Genomic DNA, 613 nt, shown 5'->3' on the forward strand with positions numbered 1-613 from the left:
GGGGTCGACCGCCTCTGTCGCGCCGAAACGCAGGGCGACCTCTCGGCGTTCCGCCATCGGATCGCTGATCACGATCTCGGTGGCGCCGAAGGCCCGTGCGGTCTGCGCGGTGACGATGCCGATGGGGCCGGCCCCGGTGATCAGCACCCGGCTGCCCGGGCGCACCCCCGCCTTCTGCACGGCGGCGATGGCGACGGACAACGGCTCCATGAGCGCCGCGGCGTCGTCGCTCACGGAGTCGGGCACGGCGTAGGCGAAGTCGCCCTGGATCGCGACGTACTCGGCGAAGGCGCCATCGATGGGTGGGGTGGCGTAGAACTCGATCTGCGGGCAGAGGTTGTAACGGCCGCTCCGGCAGAACTCGCACACACGGCACGGGCGCTGCGGTTCGATGGAGACGCGCTCGCCGAGGCGGGAGTGGTCGATGTCGGCGCCGACCGCGACGATGGTGCCGCCGGCTTCGTGGCCGAGGACGAGCGGCTCCTCCACGACGAAATCGCCGATGCGTCCCTCGTGGAAGTAGTGGACGTCGGAGCCGCAGATGCCGACCGCGTTCACCCGGACGATCACCTGATCGGGGGCGGGGGCCGGCACGGGGCGGGTCTCGATCGTC

At 71.3% G+C, this 613-nt stretch carries 1 protein-coding gene; it reads right to left on the reverse strand.

Going from position 1 to position 613, the window contains the following annotated elements:
* The coding region (locus AX744_RS09030; RefSeq protein WP_231728770.1) for an alcohol dehydrogenase catalytic domain-containing protein at positions 1–609 on the reverse strand (609 nt) is incomplete at its 3' end.
* Positions 610–613 lie beyond the last annotated feature (4 nt).

This window comes from Microbacterium sp. CCH5-D1 (genome assembly GCF_001557335.1).
Classification (GTDB): Bacteria; Actinomycetota; Actinomycetes; order Actinomycetales; family Microbacteriaceae; genus Microbacterium; species Microbacterium oxydans.